The following is a 20,173-nucleotide window of genomic DNA, read 5'->3' as shown; positions in this document are numbered from 1 at the left end:
GAAGAAACTTCACAACCCTTCGCTGTTACAAAGGTATAGCCTGTGCTATAAAAAATAGCCTATGCTAATTATGTTCTGTTTTTAATCACCTCTGGAGATCGCCCTATGGTCCCGAAAAGAAAAATAACCATGATGCTACTGAGTGCGCTACTGACAACCCTGATGGCGACCAGCAGCTATGCAGCAGAAAAATTTAAGGTAGTGACGACGTTTACGGTCATCGCTGACATGGTAAAAAACGTGGCGGGGGATGCGGCCGAAGTCACTTCCATTACCAAACCGGGTGCTGAAATACACGAATATCAGCCGACACCCGGCGATATCAAACGGGCGCAGGGTGCGCAGTTAATCATGGCGAACGGGCTTAATCTCGAACGCTGGTTTGAGCGTTTTTATCAGCATCTGGATGGGGTGCCGGAAGTGATTGTCTCTGCCGGGGTAAAACCAATTGGTATTGGCGAGGGGCCCTATAACGGTAAACCGAATCCGCACGCCTGGATGTCACCGGACAATGCGCTGATCTATGTCGATAATATCCGTGATGCGCTGGTGAAATATGATCCGGCGAATGCGGAAACCTATCGCCAGAACGCAGCCGCCTATAAGCAAAAAATCACCGCAGCACTGGATCCCCTACGCCAGCAGATTGCCGACATCCCGGAGGATAAACGCTGGATGGTGACCAGCGAAGGCGCATTCTCCTATCTGGCTCGCGACCTGGGCATGAAAGAACTTTACCTGTGGCCTGTAAATGCTGATCAGCAAGGCACGCCGCAACAGGTGAGAAAAGTGATCGACCAGGTGAAGAAAAATGCTATTCCGGCGGTGTTCAGTGAAAGCACCGTGTCGGATAAGCCAGCCCGCCAGGTCGCGCGGGAAACGGGTGCGCATTACGGTGGGGTGCTTTACGTCGACTCTTTAAGCAACGCTCAGGGACCGGTGCCGACCTATCTGGATCTGCTCAGAGTCACCACGGAGACGCTGGCGCAGGGCATTAAAGCGGGAGAGAAAGCGCAATGACAGACACCATCGTTGTTTCCGATGTCACCGTGACCTATCGCAACGGTCACACCGCGTTGCATGATGCCAGCTTCAGCGTGCCGGGTGGATCGATTGCGGCGCTGGTGGGCGTCAATGGCTCCGGCAAGTCAACCCTGTTCAAAGCGCTGATGGGTTTTGTCCGGCTCGCCAGCGGCAGCATCTCGGTGCTCGGCATGCCAACCCGTGAAGCACTGCGTCAGAGTCTGGTCGCGTATGTGCCGCAGTCGGAAGAGGTGGACTGGTCTTTCCCGGTGCTGGTGGAGGATGTGGTAATGATGGGTCGCTATGGTCATATGGGCCTGCTGCGTCGACCCAAACCGCACGACCAGCAGATTGTCAGTGATGCGCTGGCGCGGGTCGATATGCTGGATTACCGCCATCGTCAAATCGGTGAACTCTCCGGCGGACAGAAAAAAAGGGTATTTCTGGCGCGCGCCATTGCCCAGCAGGGCAGCGTTATCCTGCTGGATGAGCCGTTTACCGGCGTGGACGTTCAGACTGAGGCCAGAATCATCAGCCTGCTGGGTGAACTGCGCGATGAAGGCAAGACGATGCTGGTCTCAACGCATAATCTGGGATCGGTCACGGAGTTCTGCGATTACACCGTGATGGTCAAAGGCACCATTCTGGCCAGCGGCCCGACCCGCACCACCTTTACCGCCGCCAACCTTGAGCGCGCGTTCAGTGGGGTGCTGCGTCATGTAATGGTGAAAGGGCTGGACGATCAGATTATCACCGACGATGAGCGGCCTTTTATTGCGCCACGTACGGCACCTGAAGACGGGAACTGACCATGGAACTGTTACTGGAGCCTTTTGGTTATCACTACATGCTCAATGCGATGTGGGTCTCCGCCATGGTCGGCGGCCTGTGTGCGTTTCTCTCCTGCTACCTGATGCTCAAAGGCTGGTCGCTGATTGGCGATGCGCTGTCGCACTCCATCGTGCCGGGCGTAGCGGGTGCTTACATGCTGGGACTGCCCTTTGCGCTGGGCGCGTTTCTCTCAGGCGGGCTGGCGGCGGGCAGTATGCTGTTACTCAATCAGCGCACCCGCTTAAAAGAAGATGCAATCATCGGCCTGATCTTCTCCTCCTTCTTTGGTCTGGGTCTGTTTATGGTGTCGCTCAATCCGACCGCGGTAAACATTCAGACCATTGTGCTCGGCAATATTCTGGCGATTGCGCCCGCGGATATACTCCAGCTGGCGCTGATTGGCGGGCTGTCGATCATCATTCTGCTGTTTAAGTGGAAGGATCTGATGGTCACCTTCTTTGATGAGAATCATGCGCGCGCTATCGGACTGCGCCCTGAACGACTGAAAGTCCTCTTCTTTACCCTGTTGGCAATATCAACCGTGGCGGCGCTGCAAACCGTCGGTGCATTTCTGGTGATCTGTCTGGTGGTGACGCCAGGCGCGACAGCCTGGGTGCTCACCGATCGCTTCCCGCGTCTGCTGATGATTGCCGTAGCGATTGGCAGTATCACCAGTTTTCTCGGTGCGTGGGCAAGTTACTACCTGGATGGCGCAACGGGCGGCATCATCGTGGTGGCGCAGACGTTGCTGTTCCTGCTGGCGTTTGTCTTTGCGCCCAAACATGGCTTGCTGGCTAACCGGCGTCGTGGCCGCCATCGTCCCGAAAAGGAGCCTGGCTGATGTGGATCTTTGAACCTTTCCAGTTCGCTTTTATGAACAGCGCGTTGCTGATTGCGCTGGTGGTGGCGATCCCCTGTGCGCTGCTGTCGGTCTTTCTGGTACTGAAAGGCTGGGCGCTGATGGGCGATGCCATGAGCCATGCGGTATTCCCCGGCATCGTCCTCGCCTGGATGGCCGGGCTGCCGCTGGCGGTGGGTGCGTTTGTCGCCGGTCTGTTCTGTGCCGTTGCCAGCGGATTTCTGCAGGACAACAGTCGCATCAAGCAGGATACGGTGCTGGGAATCGTCTTCTCCGGCATGTTTGCGGTGGGATTGATCCTCTATATCGCCGTGAAACCGGAGGTGCATCTTGATCACATTCTGTTTGGTGACATGCTGGGCATTACGGGCGCTGACATAATTCAGACATCGCTTATCGCAGCGGTGATCGTCGGGGTCATTGCGGTGAAATGGCGTGATTTTATGCTGTTCAGTTTTGACCCGCAGCAGGCACAAGTCTCTGGCTTACCCGCACGCTGGCTGCATTACGGGCTGCTCTGCATGGTATCGCTGACCATTGTGGCGACGCTGAAAGCAGTAGGGATCATCCTGTCGATTTCCCTGCTGATCGCGCCCGGTGCTATCGCAGTTCTGCTTACCCGCCGCTTTTCACATGCGCTGCTGGTGGCGGTCGTGGTGTCGGTGCTGGTGTCGCTGAGCGGGGTCTATCTCTCGTTCTTTATCGACAGCGCGCCAGCACCCACGATCGTGGTGCTGTTTGCACTGGTGTTTATCGTGGCGATGGTGATTTCAGGCCGCAAAACGCGACAGCTGGAGCGCCAGCGGCTTAATGCCAGCTGACTGGTTATCGCGGCTGTCTCTCAACCGCGATAGCGCACCGCATCAATCAAACGTGTAAAGGCGCTGGTGTGCTGTCTGCGGCTGGGATAGTAAAGATAATAACCTGGAAAAGGCTCACACCAGTCAGCCAGCACCTGAACCAGACGGCCACTTTTGAGGTGTTCCGCAACGCTATCCTGCGGCACATAGCAGATCCCCATCCCGCTCAGTGCCGCATCAATGCGCGACGCGAGATGATTAAAAATTAACTGACCCTGCGTTTTGACCCTGATCTCCTTGCCATCACGCATAAACTCCCAGTTATAGAGGCCACCCAGCGTCGGCAGCCGCAGGTTGATGCAGTTATGATGCTGTAAATCATAGGGCGTCTCGGGTCTGCCATGCTGCTCAAAATAGCTGCTGGCTGCCACCACACACATATTCCAGTCCGGCCCGATGCGCACCGCCACCATATCCTTTTCGACCTGCTCACCCAGTCGCACGCCGGCATCGAAACGGCCGCTGACAATATCGGTCAGACTGTTATCCACCGACACTTCAACATGGACATCGGGGTATTGCTGAAGAAAGGGCCTGAGCAGCGGCCAGAGTGTAGAGGTGAGCGCATGTTCGCCTGCGGTGATACGAATGTTGCCGGAGATTTCCCCCTGACTGTCAGTGACACTGACCAGTTCAGACTCAATCTCGCTGAACAGCGGGGCGAGGGTAGTGATCAGCCGTTCACCCGCTTCTGTCGGGGCAACGCTGCGTGTAGTGCGCGTCAGCAATCGGACGTTAAGACGCTCTTCCAGAGCGCGAATCGCGTGGCTCAGTGCCGACTGCGACACACCCAGCTTCGCCGCTGCCCGGGTGAAGCTGCGCTCTTCTGCTACCACCACCAGATAGATCAGATCGTTAAAATTTTCTTTCAGCATAGGCCCTCTGACCTGTTTGATCGGTTATCCCGGTCGGGACAGGCCGATTTATCGACGTTACCTGCGGCTTCGCTACCCGACCTGCTATCAGACCCGAAATAGCCTGTCAGGTTGCACATTTCGCGGCAGGATTAATGAGGCGCACCGATAAACCCTATGAATGACGGCTATAAAAGCTTTTTTCAATAAAATTATTAAAATCATTAAGATGAATGTTGTACGAATACGTATTTATCCCGATTCAACCTCGCTCCGCCATTCAGATAACACTTACTTTTCCCGGATTCCCCGCAAAATTGCCAAAAAGCTGCTAAACCTTAAAGCAGAGATACGCGCGTAAAGATTAGGGTTATCACGATTTTCCCCCGATTCGAACCCCGTCAGAAATAAACCTATAAAAAATTACATCTTTTGGCCCCCAACAATGGGAAGCAGACAATGTCGGAAAAAATATCGCTAACAATGCAGGTTAATGGTCAGTCGCAGCAGATGCAGGTCGATCCCCGAGTCACCCTGCTTGATGCGCTGCGTGAGCATCTTAACCTGACCGGCACCAAAAAAGGGTGCGATCAGGGGCAGTGCGGTGCCTGCACGGTACTGATTAATGGCCAGCGGGTGCTGAGTTGCCTGACGCTGGCGGCTCAGGCGGATGGCGCCGAAGTGACCAGCATTGAAGGACTGGCTTCCACCGAAGGTGAGCTGCACCCGGTGCAGCGCTGCTTTATGGAGAATGACGCCTTCCAGTGCGGCTACTGTACACCGGGTCAGATTATGTCCGCCGTCGCCTGCATCAAAGAGGGCCATGCGGGTTCAGAAGATGAGATCCGTGAATATATGAGCGGCAACCTCTGCCGCTGTGGAGCATATCCGCACATTGTGGATGCGATTAAACAGGCCGCAGCAGAGATGGCGAAGGAGTCCGCATGAATGAATTCAGCTGGAAAGTCGCGCAGTCGCCTGAGCAAGCCGGAGCCCTGAAACAGCAGTCTGGCAGCCAGTTGCTGGCAGGTGGCACCACACAGCTCGATCTGATGAAGTGTGGGGTCTTTGCGCCTCCGCAGCTCATCGGCATCACTGGATTGAGCGGGCTTAAAAACCTGCAGTTTGACGACGATAAGATCATGGCCGGCGCGCTGGTCACCATGAGCACCCTGGCCGAACATCCCGCCTGCCAGCAGAACGCGCCAGCCATCTACGGCAGTCTGTGGCAGGCCGCGTCACCGCAGATTCGTAACATGGCCACGCTGGGCGGTAATTTACGCCAGCGTACCCGTTGCGCCTATTACCGCGATCCGGCGACCTTTACCGCCTGCAACAAACGCAATCCGGGTTCCGGCTGCGCCGCACTGGATGGCGTTAACAGCAATCATGCCATCCTGGGCGCCAGCGACAGCTGCATCGCGGTCTATCCCGGCGATCTGGCGGTGGCGCTGGTGGCGTTTGACGCCATCGTGGTGCTGCAGAATCAGCAGGGCGAAACCCGCCGCATCGCGATTGATGATTTCTTCCTGCTGCCGGGTGACACACCTGACCGTGAGCACGATCTGCGCGATGACGAAATTATTGTGGCCATTGAAGTGCCGCAAACCGAGTCATTACGACACTCACACTATCTTAAAGTCCGTGACCGCAGCTCTTATGAGTTTGCTGCAGCCAGCGCGGCCGCAGGCTTCACCCTGGAGAACGGCGTGATGCGTAAGGTGCATATTGCGCTGGGCGGCGTCGCCACCAAACCCTGGCGGGTCAGATCGGTGGAGCAGGCGCTGGAGGGCCAGCCGTTTAATGAAGAGACGGTCTTCCAGGCGGCAGAACGGATTACTCAGGAGACGCAGGCGCTGACCCACAACGCCTATAAAGTAAAACTGGCGCCGCGTGTGATTGCACGTGCGCTGATGGCAGCAGGAGAAACCGCATGAGTGACGTAAATGACAAATCACGTCGGGAGTTACTGAAGGTGACGGCGGCGATCTCAGCGGCGGGCAGCCTGGGTCTGAGTATGCAAAGCGCCAGTGCCAGTGATACTGCCACGGCAGAACCAGAAACCACCGATCCGATTGAGGGACTGGGCGCCGGGCGCTCGCGGGGTGACGGCAAAGTAAAAGTCACCGGTGAGGCGCGATATGCGGTAGAACATCAGCCGGAAAATCCGCTCTATGGCGTGGTGATCCAGTCTACTGTTGCCAGCGGCCGTATCAGCCGAATGTCGACGGAAAAGGCGCAGCAGGCCTCGGGTGTGGTGGCAGTTTATACCCATCTGAATAGCCTGAAGATCAACAAACCCACCGCGATTGCAGACGGCGGCGCGGCGCAGTCAACCTATACCCCGATTCAGGACGATGTGATTATTCACAACGGTCAGAACATCGGTCTGGTGGTAGCAGAGACGTTTGAGCAGGCGACTTATGCTGCCTCGCTGGTGGAGATCGACTATGAAACCTCGCCTGCACTGATTTTTGCCACCGATGAGGGCGTTGAGCCGAAACCGGTATCGAAACAGGATATCGATATGGGCGATGCGCAGGCGGCGATGCAGCAGGCCGAGGTGCGTCTGAGCCAGCGCTATACCACGCCGCGCGAATACAACATGCCGATGGAACCGCACGCCTGTGTCGCTGAGTGGCAGGATGGACGCATTACCGTCTGGGAGCCGAGTCAGTGGGTGGCAGGCGCGCAGGTGGAAATCGCCGAGTGGATGGGCATTGACGTTGAAGATGTGCGGATTATTTCGCCCTATGTCGGCGGGGGATTTGGGTCAAAGCCGGTGCCTTATACCCACGTCGCACTGGCCAGTGTGGCGTCGCGGGCGCTGAAGCGTCCGATCAAAGTGTCGCTGACCCGACCGCAGACCTTTACCGGTCTGGGCGGACGTCCCGCCACCTCGCAGCAGCTGGAACTGGGTGCCTCGCGTGACGGCAAGATCCAGGCGATTATCCAGCGCAGCTTCAGTGAGACCTCATTAATCGATGTATTTGCTGAGAACTGCAGCAAAGTCACCGCGCGCATGTATGCGGTGGGCAACGTCTCCGCACAGCATCAGGTCAGGCCGATCAATACCGTGACGCCAGGCTGGATGCGTGCGCCAGGTGAAAACCCCAGCGCCTTTGGTCTTGAAGTGGCGATGGATGAGATGGCCTATGCCCTGAATATCGATCCGCTGGAGTTGCGTCTGCGCAACTGGGCGGACAAAGATTATCAGCTCGATCTGCCGTGGAGTTCGCGTCGCCTTAAAGAAGCCTATCAGAAAGGCGCTGAAGCCTTTGGCTGGGATAAGCGCATTATGACGCCGCGGTCGATGCGCGAAGGGCGTGAACTGATTGGCTGGGGCATGGCCTCTGGCACCTATCCGGTCAACAAACTGCCTGCTGAGGCAAAAATCATCCTGACGCCACAGGGTAAATTTGTGGTGCAGTGCGCCGGTGCGGATATCGGCACCGGGACCTACACCATTTTGGCGCAGACCGCTGCCGACATTCTTGGCGTCGCCTCCACCACCATCGAGGTTCAGCTGGGTGATACTGAGCTGCCGCGTGCCGGTGTCGCAGGTGGATCGCAGCTGGCAGGCAACGTGACCGCAGCGGTAAACGATACCGCCAGACGAATGCGCGACCAGCTGCTGAAACTCGCCAGCGAGCTGCCACAGTCGCCACTGAATGGCACTCCGGCATCTCAGCTCACGCTGAAAGGCGACGGGGTTCAGCATAATCTGCGCAGCGGTCTGGCGGTCTCATTTGCCCGGCTGGCAAGCCTGGCACCGGTGGAGAGTCTGACGGTGAAAGGCGGCACTTTCCCGGACGATCTGTCACAGAGCGAGCGCGACAAGATGGTGCGTAATCTCAATGACATGAGCCGCCCTGAAAAATTCTCAGCCCACAGCTGGAGCGCGCAGTTTGTCGAAGTGCGGGTCGATGAAGATTTCGGCACTATCCGCGTCAAACGGATGGTGGCGGCGCTCGACAGCGGTCGTCTCTACAACCCTAAACTGGCGCGCAGCCAGTGGATTGGCGGCATGATCATGGGCGTCGGTCAGGCGCTGATGGAAGAGGGCATCGTCGATCCACGCAATGGTCGGGTGATCAACAACAACCTGGCGGACTATCTGGTGCCGGTTAACGCTGACATCCCGAGCATTACCACCATCAACGTTGGCGAGCCCGATTTTGAGGCGACCACCATGGGCGGTAAAGCCGTGGGTGAGCTGGGTATCGTGGGCGTTGCGGCAGCGATCAGTAATGCGGTGTTCCATGCCACTGGCAAGCGGGTGCGCGACTTACCTATTACTCTCGATAAGATTATCTGAGCCTGTTCCTGACCTGCTGCCAGCAGGTCGATGTGAGGATATGCGGGCGCGGGCTGAAACCTGCGCCCGTTTTTCACGCTTAGCGGAGAGAATAAGTGAAGATAGCGTTGATTGTGCTGGCTGCCGGGCTGAGTCGCCGTTTTCGCCAGCAGGCAGGTGGGCATAAGCTGCTGGCCGACCTGAATGGCAAACCGGTGCTGCAACGCACACTGGAACAGGCTGCTGCCTGTGGTCTTGACCTGTTTGTGGTCACGCGCCCGGACGCCGCTGCGCTTAAGGCGCTCTGCTCGCAGGCTACCCTGGTGCTGTGTGACAGCGGCGGGCTGGGCGAATCGATCGCCGCAGGTGTCAAAGCCAGCCGTGACTATGACGGCTGGCTGATTGCGCTGGGCGATATGCCGTTTGTCACGCCTGAAAGTTACCGCGCCGTCAGCGCTGCGCTGGCGGACAGGCCGATCGTCAGGCCGTGGATTGACGGCAGGCCGGGCCATCCGGTGGGCTTTCAGCACCACTGCTACCCGATGCTGAGCACGCTACAGGGCGATGCCGGGCCGCAGGCGGCGGTGAAGTCACTCGCCGTCCGGTTGCCGCTTCAGGATCGCGGCTGTTTGTGTGATATCGATCTCCCCGCTGATCTGCAGTTGATAGAGGAATTTTCATGATAACGCTGGATCAACGTGTGATTAATGCGGCACTGAGCAGCTGCCAGGCGGGTCAGCAGGTCTGGCTCTGCACGGTGCTGCGCACCTATGGATCTTCGCCGCGCGCGCCTGGCACCCTGATGACGGTCAATGAAACGGGTGCTTACTGCGGATCGCTGTCGGGCGGCTGCATTGAAGAGGACTTTCTGGCGCAGCTGGCGGCAGGGGCCTATCGCGCCAGCAGTCAGCGGGTGCGGTACGGGGAGGGCGGGATGCGTCCTGACGTCAGCCTGCCGTGCGGCGGCAGCCTGGAGATCGTCATTGAGTTTCTGCCGCCCGATGATGCCACGCTGGCGCTGCTAAGGGCCATGCAGCGCGCGCTGAGCGGACAGCAGCCGATGGTGAAAATGATACGACCCGGCGAACGTGCGCAGTGGGAAGTGCTCGCTCCTGACAGGGTGTTGCCTGCGCTGGATGCCAGTGAACAGCAGATGTTACTGCCGGTTGGTGCGATACCTGAACTGCTGATCGCGGGCTACTCGACTGTGGCATATGAGTGCATCCGGCTCGGGCAGATGCTGGGATTTCACGTGCGGGTCTGTGAGCACCGACCGGAGATGCTGACTGAGCTGGAGAGCCACTTCAGCGCTGCGGACAACGTGACGCTGGTGTCACAGCATCCGGCGCGCTGGCTGGAGCTGAACGGCGCGCATGCAGCGGTGGCGATTGTGGCACTGACACACGATCCCCGCATTGACGACCTGACGATGATGGAGGCGATCGCGACACCCGCGTTCTATATCGGCATCATGGGCTCGGCGAAAAACAGCGAGAAACGACGGGCGCGACTGCAACAGATCGCCGGCATGGATCGTGCCGAACTGGACCGCATCCATGCGCCCATCGGTCTGCCCATCGGCAGCAAAACCCCGGCGGAGATTGCGCTGTCGGTAATGGCCGATATCGTCCGGGTGAAAAATCGCGGGTTGTCAGCCGCCTGATCCCGGCGTCGCCTCCGGTGCGAGCCGATAGAGGTAGCTGCCCGAATAGGGGATCGGCAGGAAATCATGGAACAGCTGCCGCAATGTCTGTTCAGGATCGACATCGCGGAACAGTTGCGGGTAGAGCGTGGTGGCGAAGAATTCTGTCGCCACCACGTGCCACGGACTGAGGTAAAAGTTGTGCCAGATTGCCCCGGCGTGACCGTCCCGTAATGCCGTCAGCTGCTTCAGCGCATTCTGCTGACCGGTCAGCGCCAGCAGGCTCTGCCGGGTCTGCGCTGTTGTGACGGCGGGGCCGAGTTTTAAGGCTCCCGCTTCATCGGCGCTGCCGGTGCCGGTGGCGAAGTAAAAGTCTGGCTGTGCAGCAATCACACTCTCCTCACTCAGCCGCCCGAATACGCCTTTGATCTGCTGACTGGCGATGTTATCGCCACCGGCAAAGCGCAGCAGCTCACCCAGATTGCCATTCACCGACGTCACGCAGCATTCACTGCGCCGCCCGAGATGCAGCTGCAACAGAACTTTAGGTTTAGCACCGTGATAGCCCGCCAGTCGGCTCTTAATGCGCTGCATATGGCTGCGGTAAAAGCGATTGAAGTCAGCAGCCCGTTGCGGCTGATTCAGCACCTCGCCCAGCAGCGTCATGCTGCGCTCGGTATTTTTCAGCAGCTCAACCCGCAGATCGATCTTCACCACCGGAATATGCGCCGCGCTGAGCATCTTCTCCAGCACTGCTCCGCTTTCACTGCCGCGCGCCAGCTGCGGCAGGATCACCAGGTCCGGTTTCAGTGCGATCACCTGTTCGGGATTCATGTCATTGACGCCATCCAGACCCAGAACGGGAATGTCCTCCATCTGCGGAAACTTCCTGGCAAAAATCTGCCAGGTCTGGGGATCATACTTTTTCAGATCCTGTGGCCAGCCAGCGATATGCTGCAGCGGATTGCCGGGCGTAAGCAGCGCGACGCTGTAGAGCATCCTGCTTTCACCCAGCACAATACGCTGCGGATGATCGGGTATCTCTACCTCACGGCCGGTGATGTCGGTCAGCGTCCGGGCGGTCGCGCCGGTGCTGACCAGTATCACGCTAAGCATCAATAATGCACAGCGCAGCGATTTAAAATTCAACACGGGCCTGTACCATCAGATTGCGGGTTTCACCTTCACGGACGCGCAGGTTGCCGCCGCTTGAACTGTAGTAGTGCTGGTTAAACAGGTTATTGATGTTCAGACGTAGCTGTGTTTTTTCACCGAACAGGCGGTTGTTCCATGCCACGAAACTGTCTGCCACCACATAGTCGGGCAGGGTGAAACTGTTATCGGGATCGCCCGCACGGCTGCCGACATAGCGTGCGCCGCCGCCGAGCCGGAACGAGCCGGGCAGGCTGCTGATCTGCATCTCATGACTGAGATAGAGCGCACCGGCATGACGCGGCGCATTCTGCAGACGATTGCCATTGTTATTCGGATTTAACCGGTCATTAACGATTTCTGCCTGATCATAGCTGTAGTTCGCACTCAAATCCCAGCCGGGTGCAATTTCGCCATTCAGCTCAAACTCAGCACCGGTCGAACGGGCTTTATCAATAGCCCGCGTGCTGCCATTAATATTCAGCGACATCGCTTTTTCATCTATCCGATAGAGCGCGACGGTGGCAAACAGTTTCGGCGAGAGTTGCCATTTACTGCCAACTTCCCAGCTGGTGCCCTGTTCCGGTTTGCCGACATTGCCATCATCATCCACGTCGGTAGAGGGTGTGAACGACTTACTGACGCTGGTGTAGAAAGAGAGATCAGGTGTGAGTTTGTAGATCACCCCCGCCTGTGGCAGAAACTTATTACCCTCATCATTCAGGGTTTCCACCTGCGGATTAAAGCCGCGTGAGGCGCGCTGTTCATAATGCTGATAACGACCGCCCAGCACCACAATCCAGTCGGGTGACAGAGAAATGCTGTCTTTGGCGTAGAGTGACCGGCTATGAATGCGGTTCAGGTTATTGGCGGCTGCGCTATTTTCCGTGCTGGCGTCCGTGACCGGTGATAGCAGGTCATATTCAGGCGTGAAATAGTTGAACTGGCGGTTGACCTTGCCCTGATACTGATGGGCGCGATAAGTCTGGTTCATCTCATAGTCGGTGCCCACCACCAGCGCGTGCTGCATACCCAGAATTTCGGGATTGCCCAGCAGATCCCAGCTCAGATATTTGGTTTTGTGGTTAAACCCGCGATTGGCATCGGCGCGACGTGTGACCACGCCGCTGCTGGCGTTCACCGCCGTCACGCGTACTTCATTGTTATCATAGCGCCGCTGGTTCCAGCCCAGGGTTAACCGGGTGCGCCACTCATCATTAAACTGCCAATCATAGTGGGCATTCAGGGTTTTGTTATGGCCCCAGGCGTGATTGGCTTTGTCATCCAGCCGATCTTTATAACCGATGTCGATTGGCTTGCCGTCGATAAAGGCCGTGCCGCGATCGTAGGGAATGTCATAGCGGTAGTCGGCATAGCTGATCAGAAAACTTGCCTGCTCGCCATACCATTGCAGAGAGGGTGCCAGCAGTGTGTGCTCTTCACTGCCAAAGTTGCGCCAGTAATCCTGATTCTGCTTTTCGGCGATCAGGCGGAAGGCGAAACCCTTGCCCAGCGGACCGGTGACATCCAGCGTGCCTGCACCGCCACCTTCACTGGCGTAACGTCCGCTGACGCTGGAGTGCCAGCTGTATTGCGGCTTTTTGCTGACCACATTGATAATGCCGCCCGGATTCTGAATGCCGTAGAGCAGCGAGGAGGAGCCTTTCAACACCTCAACCCGCTCGGTCGTGGCATCGAAATTCAATCCCTGACTGCTGCGGATACCATCCCTGTAGATGGAGCCATCGGCGTTGCTGCCAAATCCGCGTCGGACAAAGCCATCTTCAGTGCCAGCCAGCGTGTTCGCTTCGGTCACACCGCTGACAAAGCGCATCGCATCCGCCAGTGAGCTTGCCTGGTAATCGTCCAGTTGCTGCTGCGTCACCACGCTGACAGACTGCGCCTCATCAAGCCGCGCGGTCGGCATTTTACTGGCGACGCTACTCTGAGTGGCGCTGTAACTTCCCTCTGAGCTGGCATCCGCGGTCACGGTCATATCCGGAGCGATGTCGGTTGCTGCATTGACCTGTGGCAGCATAATGCTGCTGCAGATCGCCACGACCAGAGCGGGGTGCCGGGCCGGATATCGTGAGTCTTTGTTTTTCATTTTTCTTTTGGTGTCTGTTACTGGCAGTTTCTGAAGCAAATACGCCCTGCATGACGGTCTGTCACTCAGGGCTTCCCTGGAGGTGGTCTGCAATGTGCAGCGCTTTAAGCAGAGGAGAATCGCATCAGGGGTCAGACATCATTTCGTCTCCCGGACGACAATACTTCTCATCTGTAATTGAGAATCATTCAAGCATCCGCTATTGTAGTAGTAAACATAATTTGAATAGAATTGACTACATTTTTGCCGTGTCGTTTATCGCTGCAAAAATGTTGGCTGTCAGTTTTATTTTATTGAAAATAATGAATATGTTTTTATAGAGAGGTGAGGGGTTTGGTTAAATCCACATCTTCTGCAGGTGAAATATAAAACAGCATGACGCTTTTACTACATCTCCCGGCCCTGAAACCTGACCCCTTAGCCAGACTACCGATGAGCCTTTCACACGTTTAACCCCAGTTGCAGGTGCAGCATGAAACAAAACAGGCCCGTTAAAAACAGAGTGGATGTGGTGGCAGAGCGTCTTCGCGCCCGTGAAAAGCAGCTTTCACCCCGCCTGCTGGCGGTGGCGCGTTATATCGATCAACAGCGGGAAACGGTGCTGGAGAGCACCGCGATGGAGATCGCTGTGGCGAATCACACCTCTGATGCCACTGTAATCCGCGCGATTCAGGCGCTGGGCTTCAGCGGGTTGCGCGACCTCAAGCAGTCACTTAAGGCCTGGTTTGGCCCGTCACTGACCTCTGAAGATAAGATGATCACCACTGTCAGTGAGGTGACCAGCGATGTGAACAGCGCCATCGACTTTGTGCTGGAGGGCCACCGGCACGCCTGTGAGGTGCTGTCGCAGCCGCAGAATCGGGTGGCGGTAGCGGATAGCGTGGCGCTGCTGGGCGAAGCGCGGCAGGTCGCTATTTTCGGCATCAACGCCTCTGGTATTCTGGCGGACTACAGCGTGCGGCTGCTCAACCGTATCGGGCTGCCCGCCTTTTCCCTTAACCGTGCCGGTATTGCACTGGCAGAGCAGATGCTGGCGCTACAGCGTGGCGACGTGCTGATCATGATGGCGCAGCAGTCGGCGCACCGGGAAGGGACAACCGTGGTGCGTGAAGCGAAGCGGCTGGATATACCGATAATTCTGCTGACCAACGCCACCGACTCTTTTTTCGCCCGCGAGGCGGATGTCGTAATCAATGTGCCGCGCGGCGGCGAGAAGGGACGCATTCCCCTGCACGGCACGATTATGGTCTGTCTGGAGATGCTGATCCTGTCCGTTGCCTCAACGCTGCCACAGCGCACCGTTAAGACGATGAAACGGTTACAGGATCTTAATCGCGGACTGAAACCCGCCAGCAAAAAGTAGCCAGTGTAACGACGCCGTGGGGGGTTCCCGGTATTTCACCTAAACCGGCACGGCTGATCTTTAAGTCAAATTTCTCCGCTTTGCGAGCGCGATCCCGTATTTTCTGCCACCCCTTTCCTCAGCCGTCTACGCTTACAGCTTGCTGCGCCAGCCGGCGCGGTTCTTACTCCTACTGACTTTCATTTGATTTGTGCGGAGCTGCTGATGAAACCCCTTCACGCGCAATACCTTTTCTGCTGTGCCACGCTTAGCCTGCTGTCGCCGCTGCCTGCTATGGCCTGGAGCGACCTCACCGTCTTTGGCGATAGCCTGAGTGATGGCGGGAACGTCGGGCGCTTTACCTATGATGGCGCGACCCATCCGCTCTATGACGAGATCGTAGCGCAGTCGCTGGGTGATAACCTGCGCCCTTCATCGCAGGGCGGAAACAACTATGCCGAAGGTGGCGCAGTTGCGGTACCTGCGATTAATCCCCTGTTTAACACTCAGGATCAGCTTGATAGCTACCTTGCGGCGCGAGGCGGACGAGCTGATTCGGACGGTCTCTATATTCACTGGATTGGCGGTAATGATTTAGCGGAGGCGGCTCTTGCCCCCCTCGCTGCCCGGCAGATAGTGGATAACAGCGCCAGTGCAGCGGCCTCACAGGTCAGCCGGTTGCTGGATGCCGGAGCCGGAACGGTGATTGTACCGACGGTGCCTAATGTAGGTGCAACGCCCGCCCTGCTGCAGGCGATTCTGCAGGTGCTTGGTCCAGCGGCACAACCTGCCACGGCGGCGCTGTTTCAGTCGCTGAGCACTACCACTACGCCTGACCGTGCCGCAAGAGAGCAGGCGATTGAAACCGCGCTTGGCGAGGCGGCCGGACAAATCTCTTCAATTCCGCTGATCCGGGGTGCCATTGCACAGCAGCTGATTGCCGCCTGGCAGTTACTGAGTCAGGAGGCGGCGGCCCTCACCAACCGTTACAACCAGGCTGAAGAGCAGCGGCTGGTGACCGCACGCGGGAACATCGCACGAGTGGATATCAATGGCCTGTTTAATGAGGTGATCGATAATCCGGGCCTGTATGGACTCACGAATACGGCCGGAATGGCCTGTCCGCCAGGTGTCTCGGCGATGGACTGCACCTCCTCGACGACAGGATTTTCGCAGTCACAGCAGTATCTGTTTGCAGACAGACTGCATCCCAGCCCGGCGGTCCATGCGCTGATCGCCGATTACATTCAGTCGGTGCTGAATGCGCCGCTGCAGGTAGCTGCACTGAGTCAGGCGCCGTCGATGCTGGTGGGCGATGCGCGCAATACGCTGGATGGACATCTGCAGCAGCAGCGTCAGCAGCCCGCCAGTGCTGGCGAGTTTACTGTTTTCGGCGGTTATGCCGGGCAGCAGCGTGATTTCCGCGGCGACAGCCTGCAGGATGGCGATGCGACCAGCGCCAGTGGTACCGTGGGTGTGGGCTATCAGCTGACCGATCACTGGCAGGCCGGTGCCATGCTCTCTACGACCTCGCAACGTCAGGATCCCTCGTCGCGCTTTGATTACCGTTTACGCGGCAATCTGGTGGCGCTCTGGAGTCAGTTGAATTATCTCGATCGGGGATGGATTAATGCGGACGCCCATTATGCGGATCTCGACTTTGATGATATTGAGCGTCAGATCAGGCTGGAACCGGCGACCCGCACGGAAAAGGGCAACAGCAATGGTAAGGTGCTGGGAATGCGGCTGCAGACCGGCTGGGATTTGCCGCTGGGTAGCTATGTTTCTACCGGCCCGGTGGCCAGCTATGCGCTCGACTACACCCAGGTCGATGGCTATAAAGAGGAAGGCAACAGCAGCACCTCAATGCGCTTTGGCGACCAGACGCTGCACTCTCAAATCGGCGCAGTGGGCTGGCGTATCGACAGCAAAGATTTGCTGATCAATCCCTGGGCGCAGGTCAGCTACAACCACCAGTTTGGTGACAGCGATTCGGCGGTGACCGCCGGACTGAAATCGACCCGCACCGCCTTTACCCGCAGCAGCGATTCCAGTGATGATAACTGGATCGATATGGCGGTGGGTGCGAGCGTGCCGCTTGGCACCTCGGTGAATGCCTTTGCGGGCGTCTCGGCGGTAACAGGCAACAGCGACATGCATCAGGTGACATGGAACGTCGGGCTTAACGCCCGCTTTTAACGGATCTGCTTTGCGGAGTGAAAAGCCCTGCAGACGTTGTCCGTCGCTCTCATAATGATAGCGGCGGGCGACGTTGCAGCAGATCTGAGCGTTCATCACACCCCGGATGCAGTCGGGTATAACTCTCTTCTGTGGCGTACCTTTTTCACGCTTCGATCAAAGCCTGCGCCTCCAGTTCGCGGACCCGCGGTATCACTTCGCGGCCAAAGAATTCGACCTCTTCATGAAAGTGCAGAAATGCCAGCAGCAGCAGATCCACACCGGCCTGCTTCAGTTCGATAATGCGTTCAGCAATCTGCTGCGGTGTGCCAATCAGATTGGTTTTAAAGCCGTCGTTGTACTGCACCAGATCCTCAAACGACGATTTCGCCCAGTTCCCCTCTCCTTCGGGTGAGGCACTGCCAGCATTTTTGACCTCATGCTGAAAGCCTTTTACCGCATCCGGGTTGGCTTTGCTGATGATCTCATGAAGCACCGCCTGCGCCTGCTGTTCGCTCTCGCGGGCAATCACAAAACCGTTCAGCCCGATTCTGACCTGATGCTGATTACGTCCGGCTTTTTCACGGATATCCGCGACCTGCAGACGGACACCGTCCGGGGTATTACCGTTGGTAAAATACCAGTCTGACACCCTGGCGGCCATGTCGCGCGCCGCGCGTGAACTGCCACCCTGGAAAATTTCCGGTAGCGGTGACAACGGCTTGGGTTTCATCACGTAATCGCGGAAGCGATAAAAATCGCCGGCAAAGCTAAAACTCTCTTCACGCCAGATGCCGCGCAGGCAGCGAATAAACTCTTCTGAACGCAGATAGCGCTCTTCATGATCGAGCCAGGGTTCACCAATTGCCTTGAACTCGCCCCGGAACCAGCCGCTGACAATATTAACGGCGATGCGTGGACCATAAAGATGGCTGATAGTGGCAATCTGCTTTGCCGCCAATACCGGATTCCACGGGCCGGGAAGCAGAGCGGCAATCACTTTTAATTTCGAGGTGTGACTAAGTAAATCCTGCGAGAATGTGACCGATTCATGCTGATTATCTGCGCCATATCCTGCAGTAAAGCGAATCTGCGTCAGCGCGTAATCAAAACCCGCCTGTTCAGCGATCTGCGCCAGTTTGCGGTTGTATTCGGCATCCCAGCGGGTACGCTGCTCTATCTGACTGATCACCAGTCCGCCCGAGACATTCGGCACCCAGTAGGCGAACTGTAAAGGTTGGTTCAGTGACATGGTTTTCTCCTGGCATATAGCTGGATTAATGGAGTAGTTAATTTTTCCAAACTTTCAGATATAAAAGAAAAAACTAAGCAGTAACCGTGCCAGAGATTAAATGATTGAAATTAATGAATTAAAATCCAGTTTTGCATAAGCAAGCTGTTGCAAATGCAGCAACACGGAAACAGTCCGGTTGCTGATGCAGCAGCGCTTCATGACCGCGCGTAACTGCGGAGAGGCTACGGCCGTCAGAACCCGGCGGTATTCGCAGATAGCCGCAAAGCGATGTGATAACGTAGCGGCTCTGTTCAGAAGCCGGAGGGCACTATGATTGTCAGACAGGCATCGCCCGAAGAGGCGCACCATTTATGGAACATCAGAAATCTGGCCATCCGTCATGGCTGCCAGCACGCCTATCCATCCGATGTCCTTGCCGCCTGGACGCCGGACCGGATGCCCGCCAGTTTTCCCGCGATGATCCGCGTGAACCCCTTCTTCGTGATTGATGGCCCGGACGGCGTGCCGGTTGCTATGGGATCGCTGGATCTCGCCGCCGCGAGCGTTGAGGCCATTTTTACGCTGCCCGGCTTCGCCGGACAGGGAATGGCGGGGCTGATCATCGACACGATTAAAGCGGAGGCGCTGCAGCGTGGCTATCGCCGGTTGACGCTCGAGTCAACGCCGAACGCCGTGAGCTTTTATCAGCAGCATGGCTTCCGGCAGCTGGGAGAAAGTCTTTATCCGTCAAAGCTGGCGGGTTGCGCGTTGCGCTGTATGGCGATGGAGATTGACCTGTAATTACGGACAATCATCGGGCTGACAACGAGCGGCAAAAGTTTCCAGTGCAAAGACTTCGCAAGCCCCCGCCGGTAAGGTATAGTCCGCGTTTTTTGGAGGAATCATGCTGACTGACTCATCAACTCGTCTTAATAAATACATCAGCGAGAGCGGCATCTGCTCCCGTCGTGACGCCGATCGTTACATCGAGCAGGGCAACGTTTTCATTAACGGCAAACGCGCCACTGTGGGCGCGCAGGTATTTGCAGGCGATGTGGTGAAGGTCAATGGTCAGCTTATCGAGCCGCGCGATGAAGACGATCTGGTGCTGATTGCCCTGAATAAGCCGGTGGGGATTATCACCACCATGGAAGAGGGCGAGCGCGATAACATCAGCGATTTCGTCAATCACAGCAAGCGCGTCTTCCCGATTGGCCGACTCGACAAAGATTCTCAGGGCCTGATTTTCCTTACCAACCACGGTGATCTGGTCAACAAGATCCTACGGGCCGGTAACAACCACGAAAAAGAGTATGTCGTTACGGTCGACAAGCCGATCACCGATGAATTTATTGCCGGAATGAGCGCAGGCGTGCCGATGCTGGGCACGGTGACCAAAAAGTGCAAAGTGAAGAAAGAAGCGCCGTTTGTCTTCCGCATCACGCTGGTCCAGGGGCTGAATCGCCAGATCCGCCGCATGTGTAAGCATTTTGGCTTTGAAGTGACCAAGCTTGAGCGCACCCGCATCATGAACGTTAATCTCAAGGGATTGCCGCTGGGGGAATGGCGCGATCTCACTGACGACGAACTCGTTGAGCTGTTTAAACTGCTGGAGAACTCCTCTTCAGAAGATAAACCTGCGAAGAAAGCTAAAGCCCCGGCGAAACCGGTCGCCGCTAAAAAACCGCAGAAGAGTGCGTCGAAACCCGCTGAAAAAGCGGATGCTAACGGCGCCTCACGCAAGCGCTTTGTCCAGCCGGGACGTAAGAAGAAAGGGCGCTAATGATGGCCCGA

17 protein-coding genes are annotated in these 20,173 nt (G+C 57.0%); 13 read left to right on the top strand and 4 right to left on the bottom strand.

What is annotated here, in order from left to right; all coding sequences use genetic code 11:
- Positions 1-129 precede the first annotated feature (129 nt).
- Genes EPG66_RS12610 through EPG66_RS12595 form a run of 4 tightly spaced genes read left to right on the top strand, consistent with a single transcriptional unit; the run spans position 130 to position 3,534 of the window.
- The gene (locus EPG66_RS12610) at positions 130-1,020 is read left to right on the top strand and encodes a metal ABC transporter substrate-binding protein (protein ID WP_374044885.1); all 891 of its coding nucleotides are present in this window, start codon (positions 130-132) and stop codon (positions 1,018-1,020) included.
- The gene (locus tag EPG66_RS12605; RefSeq protein WP_031591112.1) at positions 1,017-1,832 is read left to right on the top strand and encodes a manganese/iron ABC transporter ATP-binding protein; all 816 of its coding nucleotides are present in this window, start codon (positions 1,017-1,019) and stop codon (positions 1,830-1,832) included. The genes EPG66_RS12610 and EPG66_RS12605 overlap by 4 nt, the downstream gene beginning before the upstream one ends.
- A 2-nt stretch (positions 1,833-1,834) precedes the next feature.
- On the top strand, positions 1,835-2,695 hold the full coding sequence (gene sitC / locus EPG66_RS12600; protein WP_182687061.1) for an iron/manganese ABC transporter permease subunit SitC: 861 nt from the start codon (positions 1,835-1,837) through the stop codon (positions 2,693-2,695).
- Positions 2,695-3,534: a metal ABC transporter permease gene (locus EPG66_RS12595; RefSeq protein WP_052271319.1), complete on the top strand. Its 840-nt coding sequence runs from the start codon at positions 2,695-2,697 to the stop codon at positions 3,532-3,534. Before sitC ends, EPG66_RS12595 begins: the two co-directional genes overlap by 1 nt.
- A 20-nt stretch (positions 3,535-3,554) precedes the next feature.
- Here EPG66_RS12595 and EPG66_RS12590 read toward each other — a convergent pair whose 3' ends face one another.
- Positions 3,555-4,448: a LysR family transcriptional regulator gene (locus EPG66_RS12590; protein WP_069026848.1), complete on the bottom strand. Its 894-nt coding sequence runs from the start codon at positions 4,446-4,448 to the stop codon at positions 3,555-3,557.
- 438 nt (positions 4,449-4,886) lie between these two features.
- On the opposite strand from EPG66_RS12590, the gene EPG66_RS12585 reads away from it, so the two are divergent.
- The 5 genes from EPG66_RS12585 to EPG66_RS12565 all read left to right on the top strand — a co-directional run bounded on the left by EPG66_RS12585 (position 4,887) and on the right by EPG66_RS12565 (position 10,387).
- On the top strand, positions 4,887-5,375 hold the full coding sequence (locus EPG66_RS12585; RefSeq protein WP_022624540.1) for a (2Fe-2S)-binding protein: 489 nt from the start codon (positions 4,887-4,889) through the stop codon (positions 5,373-5,375).
- Positions 5,372-6,364 carry an FAD binding domain-containing protein gene (locus EPG66_RS12580; RefSeq protein WP_182687059.1) on the top strand — a complete coding sequence of 331 codons (993 nt, stop codon included), beginning with the start codon at positions 5,372-5,374 and terminating at the stop codon, positions 6,362-6,364. Before EPG66_RS12585 ends, EPG66_RS12580 begins: the two co-directional genes overlap by 4 nt.
- Complete coding sequence (locus tag EPG66_RS12575; RefSeq protein ID WP_182687057.1) at positions 6,361-8,745, top strand: xanthine dehydrogenase family protein molybdopterin-binding subunit; 2,385 nt, start codon at positions 6,361-6,363, stop codon at positions 8,743-8,745. The genes EPG66_RS12580 and EPG66_RS12575 overlap by 4 nt, the downstream gene beginning before the upstream one ends.
- A gap of 95 nt (positions 8,746-8,840) precedes the next feature.
- Complete coding sequence (locus EPG66_RS12570) at positions 8,841-9,407, top strand: nucleotidyltransferase family protein (protein WP_069026845.1); 567 nt, start codon at positions 8,841-8,843, stop codon at positions 9,405-9,407.
- Complete coding sequence (locus EPG66_RS12565) at positions 9,404-10,387, top strand: XdhC family protein (RefSeq protein ID WP_069026844.1); 984 nt, start codon at positions 9,404-9,406, stop codon at positions 10,385-10,387. Before EPG66_RS12570 ends, EPG66_RS12565 begins: the two co-directional genes overlap by 4 nt.
- On the opposite strand, the gene EPG66_RS12560 is transcribed toward EPG66_RS12565, so the two are convergent.
- On the bottom strand, positions 10,376-11,482 hold the full coding sequence (locus EPG66_RS12560; protein WP_115758170.1) for an ABC transporter substrate-binding protein: 1,107 nt from the start codon (positions 11,480-11,482) through the stop codon (positions 10,376-10,378). The two genes, EPG66_RS12565 and EPG66_RS12560, sit on opposite strands and share 12 nt — an antisense overlap.
- A 22-nt stretch (positions 11,483-11,504) precedes the next feature.
- Entirely contained in the window at positions 11,505-13,625 is a 2,121-nt protein-coding gene (locus EPG66_RS12555) for a TonB-dependent siderophore receptor (RefSeq protein ID WP_182687055.1), read from the bottom strand.
- A gap of 472 nt (positions 13,626-14,097) precedes the next feature.
- On the opposite strand from EPG66_RS12555, the gene EPG66_RS12550 reads away from it, so the two are divergent.
- Together EPG66_RS12550 and EPG66_RS12545 are read left to right on the top strand one after the other, a co-directional pair.
- Complete coding sequence (locus EPG66_RS12550; protein WP_069026841.1) at positions 14,098-14,988, top strand: MurR/RpiR family transcriptional regulator; 891 nt, start codon at positions 14,098-14,100, stop codon at positions 14,986-14,988.
- A 204-nt stretch (positions 14,989-15,192) separates the two neighbouring features.
- Complete coding sequence (locus tag EPG66_RS12545; protein ID WP_182687053.1) at positions 15,193-17,166, top strand: autotransporter outer membrane beta-barrel domain-containing protein; 1,974 nt, start codon at positions 15,193-15,195, stop codon at positions 17,164-17,166.
- A gap of 145 nt (positions 17,167-17,311) precedes the next feature.
- Here EPG66_RS12545 and sfnG read toward each other — a convergent pair whose 3' ends face one another.
- Positions 17,312-18,397, bottom strand: a complete 1,086-nt coding sequence (gene sfnG / locus EPG66_RS12540; RefSeq protein ID WP_031594135.1) for a dimethylsulfone monooxygenase SfnG — start codon at positions 18,395-18,397, stop codon at positions 17,312-17,314.
- A 312-nt stretch (positions 18,398-18,709) separates the two neighbouring features.
- On the opposite strand from sfnG, the gene EPG66_RS12535 reads away from it, so the two are divergent.
- On the top strand, positions 18,710-19,180 hold the full coding sequence (locus tag EPG66_RS12535) for a GNAT family N-acetyltransferase (protein WP_031594134.1): 471 nt from the start codon (positions 18,710-18,712) through the stop codon (positions 19,178-19,180).
- Between the two features lie 103 nt (positions 19,181-19,283).
- On the top strand, positions 19,284-20,162 hold the full coding sequence (rluF, locus tag EPG66_RS12530) for a 23S rRNA pseudouridine(2604) synthase RluF (RefSeq protein WP_122889493.1): 879 nt from the start codon (positions 19,284-19,286) through the stop codon (positions 20,160-20,162).
- The last annotated feature ends 11 nt before the right edge of the window (positions 20,163-20,173 follow it).

Origin of the sequence: Pantoea pleuroti (assembly GCF_014156615.1) — a bacterium.
In the GTDB taxonomy this organism is placed as follows: Bacteria; Pseudomonadota; Gammaproteobacteria; order Enterobacterales; family Enterobacteriaceae; genus Pantoea; species Pantoea agglomerans.
The sequence above is the reverse complement of the archived record's forward strand: the minus strand, read 5'-3'. Positions and strand labels throughout refer to the sequence as shown.